Origin of the sequence: Kordia sp. (assembly GCF_965224175.1) — a bacterium.
Lineage (GTDB): Bacteria > Bacteroidota > Bacteroidia > Flavobacteriales > Flavobacteriaceae > Kordia.
On sequence record NZ_OZ245041.1, the window covers coordinates 2901906 to 2915513 of the forward strand.

General features: G+C 31.7%; 11 protein-coding genes. 7 read left to right on the forward strand and 4 right to left on the reverse strand.

All coding sequences use genetic code 11. From position 1 onward, the window contains the following. Positions 1-56 precede the first annotated feature (56 nt). Genes fbp through ACOQOS_RS12645 form a run of 5 tightly spaced genes read left to right on the forward strand, consistent with a single transcriptional unit; the run spans position 57 to position 4377 of the window. A complete protein-coding gene (fbp, locus tag ACOQOS_RS12625; protein WP_420570821.1) occupies positions 57-1070 on the forward strand; it encodes a class 1 fructose-bisphosphatase in 1014 nt (337 codons plus the stop codon). A 60-nt stretch (positions 1071-1130) separates the two neighbouring features. Further along, complete coding sequence (locus ACOQOS_RS12630; protein WP_420570822.1) at positions 1131-1499, forward strand: fructose 1,6-bisphosphatase; 369 nt, start codon at positions 1131-1133, stop codon at positions 1497-1499. A gap of 28 nt (positions 1500-1527) precedes the next feature. Continuing rightward, positions 1528-2361 (forward strand): cell envelope biogenesis protein OmpA, encoded by an 834-nt coding sequence (locus ACOQOS_RS12635; protein ID WP_420570823.1) that lies wholly within the window; start codon positions 1528-1530, stop codon positions 2359-2361. Further along, positions 2348-2839: a Rab family GTPase gene (locus ACOQOS_RS12640; protein ID WP_420570824.1), complete on the forward strand. Its 492-nt coding sequence runs from the start codon at positions 2348-2350 to the stop codon at positions 2837-2839. The genes ACOQOS_RS12635 and ACOQOS_RS12640 overlap by 14 nt, the downstream gene beginning before the upstream one ends. 5 nt (positions 2840-2844) lie before the next feature. Further along, entirely contained in the window at positions 2845-4377 is a 1533-nt protein-coding gene (locus tag ACOQOS_RS12645; RefSeq protein WP_420570825.1) for a hybrid sensor histidine kinase/response regulator, read from the forward strand. Between the two features lie 57 nt (positions 4378-4434). Here ACOQOS_RS12645 and ACOQOS_RS12650 read toward each other — a convergent pair whose 3' ends face one another. After that, positions 4435-4866, reverse strand: coding sequence for a TerB family tellurite resistance protein (locus ACOQOS_RS12650; RefSeq protein WP_420570826.1), 432 nt, complete (start codon positions 4864-4866; stop codon positions 4435-4437). Between the two features lie 121 nt (positions 4867-4987). On the opposite strand from ACOQOS_RS12650, the gene mfd reads away from it, so the two are divergent. Together mfd and ACOQOS_RS12660 are read left to right on the forward strand one after the other, a co-directional pair. Further along, positions 4988-8329, forward strand: coding sequence for a transcription-repair coupling factor (gene mfd, locus ACOQOS_RS12655; RefSeq protein WP_420570827.1), 3342 nt, complete (start codon positions 4988-4990; stop codon positions 8327-8329). 74 nt (positions 8330-8403) lie between these two features. Then, the gene (locus ACOQOS_RS12660) at positions 8404-9729 is read left to right on the forward strand and encodes a TlpA family protein disulfide reductase (protein ID WP_420570828.1); all 1326 of its coding nucleotides are present in this window, start codon (positions 8404-8406) and stop codon (positions 9727-9729) included. A gap of 121 nt (positions 9730-9850) precedes the next feature. On the opposite strand, the gene ACOQOS_RS12665 is transcribed toward ACOQOS_RS12660, so the two are convergent. The 3 genes from ACOQOS_RS12665 to ACOQOS_RS12675 form a co-directional block, all read right to left on the reverse strand. Then, entirely contained in the window at positions 9851-10126 is a 276-nt protein-coding gene (locus ACOQOS_RS12665; RefSeq protein WP_420570829.1) for a hypothetical protein, read from the reverse strand. A 95-nt stretch (positions 10127-10221) separates the two neighbouring features. After that, entirely contained in the window at positions 10222-11913 is a 1692-nt protein-coding gene (locus ACOQOS_RS12670; RefSeq protein ID WP_420570830.1) for a helix-turn-helix domain-containing protein, read from the reverse strand. A 1032-nt stretch (positions 11914-12945) separates the two neighbouring features. Beyond that, the gene (locus ACOQOS_RS12675) at positions 12946-13605 is read right to left on the reverse strand and encodes an aspartate kinase (protein WP_420570831.1); all 660 of its coding nucleotides are present in this window, start codon (positions 13603-13605) and stop codon (positions 12946-12948) included. Positions 13606-13608: the final 3 nt, after the last annotated feature.

A 13608-nucleotide genomic window follows, 5' to 3' on the forward strand; every position in this document is an offset into this window, starting at 1 on the left:
CGTTATAGTTTTACAAAATTATCGATATTTGTGATCTGAGAAACAAAGTAGACAAAATGGCTAAAAAAAATCAAACGTTAGGAGAATTTATTATTGAAAACCAATCAGAGTTTAAATATTCTTCTGGAGAACTTTCAAGACTGATCAATTCTATCCGATTGGCAGCAAAAGTTGTAAATCATGAAGTAAATAAAGCTGGATTGGTTGATATTATTGGCGCAGCTGGCGAAACGAATATTCAAGGAGAAGATCAGCAAAAATTGGATGTATATGCTAATGATAAATTTATTCAAACGCTAACCAACAGAAATATTGTCTGCGGAATTGGTTCTGAAGAAAACGATGATTTTATAGCTATTAATAGTTCAGATGAAAACAATCAGAATAAATATGTCGTATTAATGGATCCGCTTGATGGTTCTTCTAATATTGATGTAAATGTTTCTGTGGGAACGATTTTCTCTGTGTACAGAAGAATTACACCTGTAGGAACTCCAGTAACTATTGATGATTTTCTACAAGAAGGAAACCAACAAGTTGCTGCTGGTTATGTAATATACGGAACGTCTACTATGTTGGTATATTCAACCGGACATGGAGTAAATGGATTTACCTTAAATCCTGCTATCGGAACTTTTTACTTATCGCATCCAAACATGAAATTTCCAGAAACAGGAAATATTTATTCTATTAACGAAGGAAACTATGCACATTTCCCGCAAGGAGTAAAAAATTATATCAAATATTGTCAAGAAGAAAAAGAAGACAGACCATATACTTCACGTTACATTGGTTCTTTGGTTTCTGATTTCCATAGAAACTTGATAAAAGGTGGTATTTACATTTATCCGCAAACTTCCAAAGCGCCTAATGGAAAACTACGTTTATTATACGAATGTAATCCTATGGCATATTTGGCTGAGCAAGCTAATGGACTGGCTACAAATGGTTTTCAACGCATCATGGACATTAAACCTACAGAGCTACATCAACGTGTTCCAATCTTTTGCGGAAGTCGAAAAATGGTAGAAAAAGCAAATGAGTTTATGAAGAACTCACAGGAAAAGTAATAACTTTCCTAAATTTTACTATTTTTGTGTATTAACCCTAGTACAACAAAATACTTCTCAATGGCAAAAAAAGGTGAAAATACCGCAGGTGCTGATCAAACAAATCCAAGTATTTCTGATCCATCAACTAAGATTGAAGCAATTAAGAATTTAATTTTTGGAGAAAACATTCAAGAGTACAATTCTGAGTTTGATAACATCAAAAATGACATTCTTGCCAAAAAGAACGCTTTGGAAAACTTAATTGAAGAAGTTCGTTCAGAATTGATTCAAAATATAGACAATCTAAGCACTGATTTAAATATTCGTATTACCGAATTGGAAACCAATATTGAAAATAAATTAGACGATTTAGACGAGAAAAAAGTAGACCGAAGACAGTTAGGACAATTACTGGTAACCCTTGGTGAAAAGATAGGAAAAGAATAATATCCAACATAAATCTTACTTTGTATTTATGACGGAAGCTGATAAATTAGCGCTATTAAAAGAGTTATTACTCACGGATGATCGTGCGTATGCTAAGTCTATACACAGTAAAATTAAAGAGCTCGAAACCATTATTAACGAGCAAAAAAAACTATCACGCAAGGTAGATCCTATTATCGACGAACGTTTGGAAGAATTCATTGAAGAAATTCCTAAAACACTCGGACCTACAATTACAGAGACACTTGCCGAACAAATTAAAAATTCAAAAGATCAGGTTGTTGAAGCATTGTATCCCATAATGGGTAAAATGATTAAGAAGTATATTTCGCAGGAAATTAGTTTACTTACAGAACGTATCAACAAACAATTGGAAGATAGTTTCTCAGCAAATAGTTGGAAACGAAAATTTAAATCGTGGTTTGGTGGCGTAAAAGAAGAGGAATTATTACTAAGTGAATTGTCGTCGATCTCAAAAGTGGAGCAAGTTTTAGTAATTGAAAAAAATTCAGGCTTACTTATTGGTCAATATGCAACAACAGAAACGATTGACAAAGACATGATTTCTGGAATGCTGACAGCAATTAAAAGTTTTGTGGAAGACGCTTTTAATGAGAAAAGTCAAAATTTAGAATTAATTGAGTACGAATTATATCACATTCATATTCAGAGCTTTGTATCTTTTTACGTTGCAGTTGCAATTTCTGGAGAATATAATCTTATCTTTAAGAACAAAATACAAGATATAATCTTTAATTTTACTGACAATTTCTTGAATTTATTTGACGATTTAAGTGAAATTAAAGAAAAAGATATTACTAACGAATTAGAATTCTACTTTAGTACGAATGAAAGCCTCTAAAAAAATAATTTTACTAGGTCACTTTGGTGTCGGAAAGTCTTCGTTGATTCGACAGTTTGTCGAAAATACATTTACATCTGACTATAAAGTTACCATTGGAGTTCACATCTTGAAAAAAGAAGTGGAAATTGCTCCTGACGAAAAAATATCCCTTATTATTTGGGATCTAGAAGGATATGATGATATTAAAAAAACAAGAGCATCATACCTTTTAGGAACACATGGATTTATTTATGTGTTTGATATTACACGACCTGCAACGTTTGAAAATTTAAAAGACGATATTACCTATCTAACAAATCAATACACCAACACTCCATTAAAAATTGTTGGAAACAAAGCAGACTTAGTTACCAAAAGCTATTTGAAAGAAAACAAAAATATCTTCGGAATTACTCCTGACTTTTTTACAAGTGCCAAAACAGGTGATAAAGTAGATAATTTGTTTATCACTTTAGCGAAAGAACTCGTGAAATAATTACTATGTTAGAAACCTATAGAGGAACCTATTTTCATCCAAGAACACAGTTCATAACCATTGATGCATCTGGAAATGTATTGGAGAGTGATGATGTATTATTTTCACTTAAAAAAGGAGATGAAATAAGTATAGTAAGTCCGTTTTTTGAAGGACTTGCTGCCTATTTTGATGCACAAGAAGATAATGATATCAAGTTTACTTGTGTTCATTTAGAAAATAAAAACAAACAAGAATACACCTGCGATATTGAATTTAAAACGTTTGCTGACGACAAGCCAACGTTGATTATTATTCACGATTTCTCAGATCATTATAAGTATTACCAAGAAGTAGCGCAAAGCAGAAACGAATCTGTCATTAACTCACAGATTTTAGAACTCAAGAATAAATATTTAAAAGAAAAAGAAGATTTTAAAAATACGTTCATCGCTAATTTTAGTCATGAGTTACGTAATCCATTAACTGGTGTAACGGCATTTTGTTCTGTATTACAAAAAACAGACATGTCATTAGAACAGCAGGATTATGTTGAAGTGATTAAGTCTTCTGCTGACCATTTAAAAAATATGATTGGCGACATTTTAGAGATGTCAAAAATTGAAGTTGGAAAACTAGCAATTGAAGAAGAATTATTCGATTTTCATGAGCTGATTGAAATGCTAGAGTTCACGTATAGCGTAAAAGCGAAACAGAAAAATATTGAGTTTGAAGTAGATTTCGATGACAGTATTCCAAAGTATTTTGAAAGTGACAAAACACGTATCAAACAGGTTTTTGAAAACTTGATTGAAAATGCTTTTAAATTTACAACGACTGGAAAAGTTACTTTCTCTGTTCGTCAAAACCAACGCAGAGCGCGAAAAGTAAATTTAAACATCAGCGTAAAAGATACTGGAATTGGAATTCCTGCTGAAAAATTAGACCTTATCTTCAATAGTTTTACACAGCTTAATAACTCTAAAAAATATTCTGGCACAGGACTCGGATTGTCTATTGTACAAGGACTCGTAGAGTTAATGGGCGGAAAAATTACTGTAGAAAGTGAAGAAAATGTAGGCTCTACTTTTAAAATGAACATCAGCTTCAAATATCCTTTAAATCAAAAAGAAAATTCTTTAGAAGACAAGTCTGACATTGAGCATAAAAACTTTTTATCTAAAGAAAAATACAATGTATTACTTGCTGAAGATTCAGAACTTGCCCAAATGGCAGTTTTGAAAATACTAGCACAAGAAGGTCATTTCTACTTAGATATTATCAGTAATGGAGAAGATGTTATTGAAAGTGTAATTCACAACGAATACGACTTAATTTTGATGGATATTCGTATGCCGGGAACGCACGGAGACGAATTGACAAAAATGATTCGTTCATTACCTGTACAAAACTGTAAAACAATTCCAATTTTAGCAATTACAGCTAATTTATATGATACAGACAAAAAGCGTTACAAGAAAATGGGCATGAATGATATCATTGAAAAACCATTTGACGAAAAGACTTTATTGAAAAAGATTTACAAACATCTTAAATAATAAACACAAAAAAACCGAACTCATTCAAGTTCGGTTTTTTTATATATCGTTGTAAGATTAACGATTCATATTTTTGATCTCATCTTTAAAATCATCAACATCAACACCTTTACTTACCAACATTAATGCTTTGTGAACTACATAAGCTACGTTTTCTGGTGAAAATCCTAGTCCAATTCCTAAACGCTCTAAAATTACCGTTTGCTTTGGTCCTAATTCATGATCTGCATATACCATTCTTGACAAATCGTACAAACGCTCTAAACGCTCGTTGTACATAATTGGTGGATTAATTGGGTGCGATTTGTAATCTTTTAAAATCTCTTTGTAATCATCTTCAGAGACATCTAAATTCCTTGCCATTCTATCTAAGAAAGCTTTTTCTTCCTCTGAAATTACGTCATCACTCATTGCAACACGAACGATTGCTGCAAAATGGTCTTGATTTCTTTTACGAAATCCACTTGAATATAAATCTGATATAGACATTTCTTAATTTTTAGTCCTGCAAATATAAATAATCTATCGGCTTTTCATGCAAAATTTTAGTCTGATTTTCTATGGATTATCATCGTTTGGATAGTATATTTGTGTCTAAATTTTTTTCACCGTGAGTATATCTAAAATCTCGCAACATTTTTCACAATCTCCTGAACTTAGGAAATTGGGGCAAGCTATTGCCAAAAATCAAGAAAAAGTACACGCAAAAGACCTTACTGGATCAAGTTTATCGTTTGTAATTGCTGAAACTTTCAAGCAAAGTGACATGCCGTTTATCTTTATTTTAAACGACAAAGAAGAAGCCGCATATTACCTGAACGATTTAGAACATTTACTAAATGATAAAGATGTTCTTTTTTATCCAGGAAGCTATCGCAGACCGTATCAGATTGAAGAAACCGACAATGCTAATGTATTGTTGAGAGCAGAAGTGTTGAATCGAATCAATTCGCGCAGAAAACCATCTTTGATTGTCACTTATCCTGATGCACTTTTTGAAAAAGTAGTGACTCGAAAGGAATTAGAAAAAAATACACTCAAAATCTCACTCAACGATAAACTATCTATTGATTTTGTGAATGAAACCTTATTTGAGTACAATTTTAATCGTGTTGATTTTGTTACTGAACCTGGTGAATTCTCAGTTCGTGGTGGAATTGTAGATGTGTATTCTTTTTCAAATGATGAACCGTACCGAATTGAGTTTTTTGGCGATGAAGTAGATAGCATTCGTACGTTTGATGTCGAAACGCAACTTTCTACCGAAAAAGTGAAGAAGATTAGCATTATTCCGAATGTGGAAAATAAAGCATTGCAAGAATCGCGCGAAAGCTTTTTAAAATATATTCCTGGAAAAACGATTGTTTTTGCGAAAAATACTGAATTACTGTTTGATCGAATTGATAAGTTATTCAGTAAAGCAAATGACGCTTTCGCAGAATTATCTGAAGACATTAAGCATAATACGCCAGAAGAATTGTTCTGCACCAGAACATTATTACAGCGCCAGTTTTTAGACTATACCATTGTAGAGTTGACGGCAAATCCTTTGTTAAAAGCTGATACTTTCGTCAGATTCAACACAACTCCACAACCATCTTTTAATCGTCAATTTGACTTATTGATTGAAGATTTAGATAAAAATCACGAAAAAGGATATACCAATTATATTACCTGCGTTAGTGAACAACAAGCAAAACGCTTTCATGATATTTTTGATGATGTGGAACAAAAAGTACATTATGAAACTGTTGTGCTTCCACTCTATCAAGGTTTTGCAGATCATGACCAGAAGATAATTTGCTATACTGATCATCAAATTTTTGAACGTTATCACAAGTTTCATTTAAAAAATGGGTACGCAAAAAAGCAAGCCATTACACTGAAAGAATTGACCAATTTAGAAGTCGGTGATTATGTAACACATATTGATCATGGAATTGGAAAATTTGGTGGTTTACAAAAAATTGATGTAGAAGGAAAAAAGCAAGAAGCCATCAAGTTGATTTACGGCGAACGTGATATTTTGTATTTGAGCATTCATTCATTACACAAAATTTCTAAGTTCAATGGAAAAGATGGAAAAGCACCAAAAATATATAAACTCGGTTCTGGCGCTTGGAAAAAATTAAAGCAAAAAACCAAAGCACGCGTTAAGCATATTGCATATAACTTGATTGAATTATATGCTAAACGACGCATGCAGAAAGGTATTCAATACGGACCTGATACACATTTACAACACGAGTTGGAAGCTTCGTTTATTTATGAAGATACGCCAGACCAATCGACAGCAACACAAGATGTAAAAGCCGATATGGAAAGTGAACGTCCAATGGACAGATTGGTTTGTGGAGATGTTGGTTTTGGAAAAACTGAAGTTGCCATTAGAGCTGCATTTAAAGCTGTTGATAATGGAAAACAAGTCGCTATTTTAGTACCGACAACTATTTTAGCTTTTCAGCATTATAAAACTTTTAGCGAGCGTTTAAAAGATATGCCAATAACTATTGATTATTTGAATCGTTTCCGTACCGCAAAACAACGAAGTGAAGTGTTGAAAGGTCTTGAAAGCGGACAAGTAGATATTGTGATTGGAACGCATCAATTGGTAAATAAAGCCGTAAAATTTAAAGATTTAGGTCTTTTAATCGTAGATGAAGAACAAAAATTTGGCGTTGCTGTAAAAGACAAACTAAAAACCATTAAAGAGAATGTAGATACATTAACACTCACTGCCACACCTATTCCAAGAACATTACAGTTTAGCTTAATGGCTGCTCGTGATTTATCTGTAATTAATACACCGCCACCAAATCGTTATCCGATTGAAACCAATGTGATTCGTTTTCAAGAAGAAACTATTCGTGATGCTGTGAGTTATGAAATTCAGCGTGGTGGACAAGTATTTTTTATTAATAATAGAATTGAAAATATCAAAGAAGTTGCCGGAATGATTCAACGTTTGGTACCAGATGCAAAAATTGGTATTGGACACGGACAAATGGACGGCAAGAAGCTCGAAAAGTTGATGCTTGCTTTTATGAATGGTGAATTTGATGTATTGGTTTCTACCACAATTATTGAAAGTGGTTTGGATGTACCAAATGCCAACACGATTTTTATTAATAATGCCAATAATTTTGGATTAAGTGATTTACACCAAATGCGTGGTCGTGTTGGACGAAGTAATAAGAAAGCTTTCTGTTATTTTATTACACCACCAGATTCTGTGATGACACAAGATGCACGTAAACGTATCAATGCTTTGGTACAATTTTCTACGTTGGGAAGTGGTTTTAATATTGCCATGAAGGATTTGGAAATTCGTGGTGCAGGAGATTTACTTGGTGGCGAACAAAGTGGTTTTATCAATGAGATTGGCTTTGAAACGTATCAAAAAATCTTAAATGAGACCATTGAAGAACTCAAAGAAAATGAGTTTAAAGAATTATATAAAGATCAAGAAAGCAAGAAGGAAAAAGTATTTTTAAAGGAGACACAGATTGATACTGACTTTGAATTATTATTCCCTGACGCTTATATAAATACTGTTTCAGAACGCTTAGTATTGTATAATAAGTTGAGCGAACTTAAAACGGAAGAAGATTTACAAATCTATGAAAATGAACTCATTGACAGATTTGGTCCCTTACCAAAACCTGCCATTGCTTTATTAGATTCAGTTCGTATTAAATGGATTGCCACAAAATTAGGCTTGGAAAAAATTATCATGAAAAAAGGAAAATTGATTGGCTATTTTATCTCCGATCAACAATCTGATTTTTACCAAAGTCCTAACTTTAGTCAGGTATTACAGTTTGTACAACACAATCCTTCTGTTTGTAAAATGAAAGAAAAACAAACACGTAACGGTTTGCGTTTATTGCTTACTTTTGAGCAAATTACAACGGTAAAGAAAGCCCTAAATGTTTTAGAAAAAATTGTATAATTTGCTTTGGCTTGATTATTGTTTTTATGACAAAAATTAAATAAGTTCTTCATAAGAACTAAAAAAAGAATATTATGATAAAAAAAATACTTTTTATTTTCTTCCTGATTCCTTTGTGTATGCAAGCACAAAAAACAGTTTCAGGCAGCTTTTCACCAGCAGAAAAGTATGAATGGTTTATTATTTATAAGCTTAAAACTACACATCAAAAATATGTTGATAATGGAAAGATTGTCGACGGAAAATTAAATTATACTTTTAAGCCAGAAGCCGAAAAAGGCATGTATCGTTTGGTGTATGGATTACCTCAAGAATCTGAGAATTTTGATTTTATTTATAGCGGTGAAGAAGATATTAACCTCGTTTTTGGAGAAAATAGTTTGGAGTTTACCGTTTCAAAGGAAAATAAATTGAACACTGAATACTTTTCTAGTATCAATACTGTAAAACGACAAATTAATACGTTCTATCAAAACGGAGAAACAGATACAGAAACGTTTTTAGCTATATTCAAAGCGCTAAACGAGACCCAAGAAATCTTTGAGAAAGAAGCCAAAGGTACTATTGCTTCTCATTTTATTGAAGCTAGTCGTTCGTATATTCCAACGACGTATGAAACGCCTCAAGTAATGGTTGAAAATATCAAGAAACACTATTTTGATCATATTGATTTTTCTAATCCAGTATTACAAAACTCTGATTTTATCTCAGATAAGATATCAAATTATGTATTTACAGCTTTGCCAATGAAAGAGATGAATGGCAAAGAATTAATCAGTGAATACAAGAAGAATATTGCTACAATTTCAAAGAAGATTAAATCTATTTCACCAGAATACAAGAAGACTTTATTTAGCGTATTGTGGGAACAAATGGTTGTTTTAGAAAATCAAGATATTGCAAATCATATTTCTGATGAATATTTGATTTCTTTAGCAAAAGAACAAAATGACAAGGTTTTAGTTGATAAATTAGAAAAGTATAAACGTTTATCTTTTGGTCATGTTGCCCCAGAATTTACGTGGGTAAAAGACAATAAGACACAAAAATTAAGCGAATTAGAAGGTGCTGAAAATTATATTATTGTATTCTGGAGTAGTACATGTTCACATTGTTTACAAGAACTACCAAAGCTTAAGCAATTTGTAAAAAGTCAAGAAGAAGGAAAATTTAAAGTAATTGCTATTGGTTTGGAAGATGAACGCGCAAGTTGGGCAAATGAAAGTTCTTTTTACCCAAGTTTCATTCATGTTTTAGGTTTGGACAAATGGGATAATGAAATCGGAAATATGTATGATGTGAGTTCTACACCTACATTTTTTGTTTTAGATAAGGACAAACGCATCATTGGAAAACCATATGGCGTAAAAGAATTGAAAGAGTTTTATACTAAAGAATGATTTAATATTTACTTATATATAGGAATGTATTATTGCATCCTTACGATATATAAAAAACAGAAAAGCTTAATTGCTTTTCTGTTTTTTTATTTTCACATATGTGACTTAATACATCATTTTTTTAGCAAGTTGCACCTTGCGAAGGGAAACCAGGTTGATTATTTGTAGTATTCACTTGAAGTGGATCACAAGGATTTTGAGGATGTGACTTAGGAAATGTTCTTGTTTCGCAATCAGCATTATCAGCTTCACCTGTTTCACATGCTACACTTGGCGCACCTACAGTTGTTGTATCTGTAGTACCTCGTGTTGTTCCTGTTCCTCCAAATAAATGTCTTGTATTTAAGTTAGCAACTACAAATTTTCTTAAACCTAATACTTTTCTTTTTTCTCTCATTTTATAACTCTTTTAAATTTGAATGTGATCAAATCTAAGAATTCAAAATTAATATCAATTGAAAATCAGCAGCTTGAAAACTACAATTCCGCGAATTATTGTTTTTTTTGAGTATTTTCTCGGACTTTTTTGATAAAATAGGAAGGTTTTAATCCTGTCTTTTTTTGAAAAGCTCTGGAAAATCCTTCCGGATTTGAAAACCCTATTTCTTCCGCAATAGCACGGATCGTATATTTTTGATATTTTGTATCTGTTTGCACATGACTTACTAAATAATCAATTCGTAAATCGTTTATATACGTTGTAAAATTCTTCTTTTTATAAGAGTTTACAATTTTAGATAAATACTTAGAATTCGTATTCACTATTTTAGCTACGTCTTTCAAAGAAATCTGATTGGTAAGGTATGCTTCACTTTTTTCAAACACCTCCAATTCCTTTAAAACTTCTTCAATAATATGCTGATCAATTCCTATAGAAACTACTTCCGACTTGATGTCTTTGACTACAATTTCCTCTTCGATACTAGCATTAGATTTCGCTATAATTTCGTTATAACGTTTTTCATATCTTTTTTTCAATGTATAGTTATATAAAAAACCTCCCAACATTAACGAACTAAACAGCGTACTTATAATAATAATCCATTTATTTTTTTCAGAAACTTCAGCATTTCCTTGCTTTAAGTCTTCAATCAATTCATCTCTTTCAGCTAATAGTTGTGGAATATCGTAATCATCTTTAATATTCTTAGTTAACGATTTATACTTTTCATGAATCATATCATTAAACCTAAGTAGCTGATTCGTATACTGTAGCTGCAATTCTTTATCTCCTTTTTCTTTAGCATCTTTAATTAAATATACGTAAGCTCCTCGCAATGGCGGTAATAAATCATTTGTTTCATTAAAAACCGCATCTATAGCCATAAACTTGTCCAATGCTTCTTTCTTACGTCCAACTTCATAATAGCTTTTTGCTAAATAATAATCAGCTACAAATCGATTGCTCTCCTCTAAAAAATCACGTACTTTTTCTATACTATCTATCGCTTGTTGATAAATTCCTTTCGTACTTAAGTTCACACCTTCACTTACTACAAATCTGTTATAAAATTCAGACAAATCATTATCTAGTGAAAAACGAATCCCTTCTTGGTTAATATCAGAACTTTTTACTACTTTACCTGATTCATGATAAATTGTTGAAAGTAGCAGTAAAATATTAGCATATGCGTTTCCATCTAATGTTTCCTTAGATTTTTCATAATCCAAACATTCTAAAAATAACTTTTCTGCTTCATCATAGTCGCCTAAAATTCGTTTTAAGAAACCAATATTGTATTTTATATTGTACTCATAAAAAACACTTTCATTCATTTCTGCTGCTGCTTGTGCGAGTAAATAATTCTTTAAAGCATTGTCATAATCTCTTTTTCCATCAAAGACAACTCCTTTCACTAAATACGCTTGCATTGGAAACATAAAGTCTTTTTTTAATGCCTTTGTATAAAAGATAGCACTATCTAAATACTCAAGTGTCTGCTCGGTATCCGTATTTTTTACAGTGAGTAGATAATAACCATACCCAATGAATCGATCTTCTTGACTTTTTTTAGCTTTATCTAAATACTGTGTCGCAAGTATTTTTACTTCTTCATAATTGATACTTGTATCGCGAAACTGAATTCTGAGAATGTTAAACTCTTCGAGTAGATCTTCTTTGTCTTGTGCAAACACGAAAAATCCGCTAAAAAATATACATGCAAACAGTATAAACTTTTTCATATAAAGGGAAGTATTTCTAACAAATATAACTTAAAAGCTACTTGGACACACAAGGTTTTATAGCTAGTTTTCCAATAATTCAGGGAATTATAGGTGAAATTCAAGGAATCATCATTTGCTTTAATTGACTGATAATCAAATAACTCATTGTTTTGTAAGTGAAATCATGATTTACAAAAATAAAATCAAGTATTAATCTTAAAACATAAAGTAATGAAAAAACAAAAAATAAGAAATCTGAATCTTAGAAAAAAATCTATTGCTTCTTTTGCAATTATGGGTGGCGCAGTAGGCGACGTGAAGTCTACACATGGTCCTTGTTTAAAAACTTGTTGCAAATGTCCTGTAAAAAAATCTAAGCGACCTAACCCATGTCATTTCTAAAAAGAGAATCAGAAGAAATTCATGTGACTATGACTTTCTCTCTATGTATAGTGTAAGATAGAAACAACTTTTGAATGTATTGTTTCGCTAAATACCAACCTATACATATTTAAAATCCCGCTCAATAATGAGCGGGATTTCTCGTAAAACTAAAATTACGTTTAAGAGTTTTTAAATTTCAGACCCGATAAATCAATTTTTCTTAAGAAAAATACCCTAAGATTTATCTTTCTACTAAACAGAAATTGTCAATTCTTCCACGCAAGCTTTTGCTAGTTATAGACATAATTTCTATAACATATATATCGTTTTTCATCAGTTTCTACATCAAACATAAGACACTAAAAATTAGGTCTCTTGCATGTAAAACATGGCAAAAAATAAATTCTAATAATCGTCTAAGATTGGCTCTTTTAAGAACCAGCAAATAAAGCGGGCGTTAGGGGTAACGTATAATGTAAATACTATACTTTTTTTATTTAGAAAAGAAAGGCATTCTGGCTAAAACACCTTAAAATCTATCTAAATTTACTTAAATAAATGTATTTACAAAACAAAGTACTGAATTAATATCGATCTTAAGTAGCGTATAAACACCTGTTTTTAACACATAGATGTTTATACGCGTTGAATTTTCAATATATAGTACTACAGTGATTTCAAGTTTTTAATTACGGTAAAAGCTTTATCTACTTGTTCGTCATTTACTAAAATAGTAAACTCGTTTGTTGTAGAAATTACTTCGTAAATGTTTACGCCTTCCCAAGATAAACGCTGAAAGATGAAGTAATAAATACCAGGAACATTCACATTGTCTTTGGGTAACTTAACCGTAATAGATGATAAGTTTTCTTGCTTTTCTAATAAGATTTCATTTTTAAACATCTTGCCTACTAACTCAGCAACTTCATTACTTACTACAATATTAGATTCGTTCACACCACGCGATGATGTGTAAAAAACAGTATTTAAACCTTCAATTTCAGACATGAATGCTGCTTGACTCTTTAATAAAGTTTCTGTGACTCTAAATGTATAATCGTTCAAGGAAGATCGCACCGTAATTTCTCCAATATTTCGTACAAATTTCAATACACGATGCGTCACACGAAATTCCAATTCGGAAGACAAACGTTTCAATGCCATTACAATGGCTCCATTTTTCACTTCTTTTCCAAGTTGATGTTCAATTTCAGGCTTAATTAATCGTGATAAAGATGTCAAGTTGATAATGCCTTGCGACAGTGCACTCGATAAGAATGGCTTTGTTTTTATGTACTCTTCTACAATCGATGAAATTGTTTTCATGGT

Coding starts and splice junctions, on each gene's coding strand:
- fbp (WP_420570821.1), top strand. CDS start 57: ATGGCTAAAAAAAATCAAACGTTAGGAGAATTTATTATTGAAAACCAA.
- ACOQOS_RS12630 (WP_420570822.1), top strand. CDS start 1,131: ATGGCAAAAAAAGGTGAAAATACCGCAGGTGCTGATCAAACAAATCCA.
- ACOQOS_RS12635 (WP_420570823.1), top strand. CDS start 1,528: ATGACGGAAGCTGATAAATTAGCGCTATTAAAAGAGTTATTACTCACG.
- ACOQOS_RS12640 (WP_420570824.1), top strand. CDS start 2,348: ATGAAAGCCTCTAAAAAAATAATTTTACTAGGTCACTTTGGTGTCGGA.
- ACOQOS_RS12645 (WP_420570825.1), top strand. CDS start 2,845: ATGTTAGAAACCTATAGAGGAACCTATTTTCATCCAAGAACACAGTTC.
- ACOQOS_RS12650 (WP_420570826.1), bottom strand. CDS start 4,866: ATGTCTATATCAGATTTATATTCAAGTGGATTTCGTAAAAGAAATCAA.
- ACOQOS_RS12660 (WP_420570828.1), top strand. CDS start 8,404: ATGATAAAAAAAATACTTTTTATTTTCTTCCTGATTCCTTTGTGTATG.
- ACOQOS_RS12665 (WP_420570829.1), bottom strand. CDS start 10,126: ATGAGAGAAAAAAGAAAAGTATTAGGTTTAAGAAAATTTGTAGTTGCT.
- ACOQOS_RS12670 (WP_420570830.1), bottom strand. CDS start 11,913: ATGAAAAAGTTTATACTGTTTGCATGTATATTTTTTAGCGGATTTTTC.
- ACOQOS_RS12675 (WP_420570831.1), bottom strand. CDS start 13,605: ATGAAAACAATTTCATCGATTGTAGAAGAGTACATAAAAACAAAGCCA.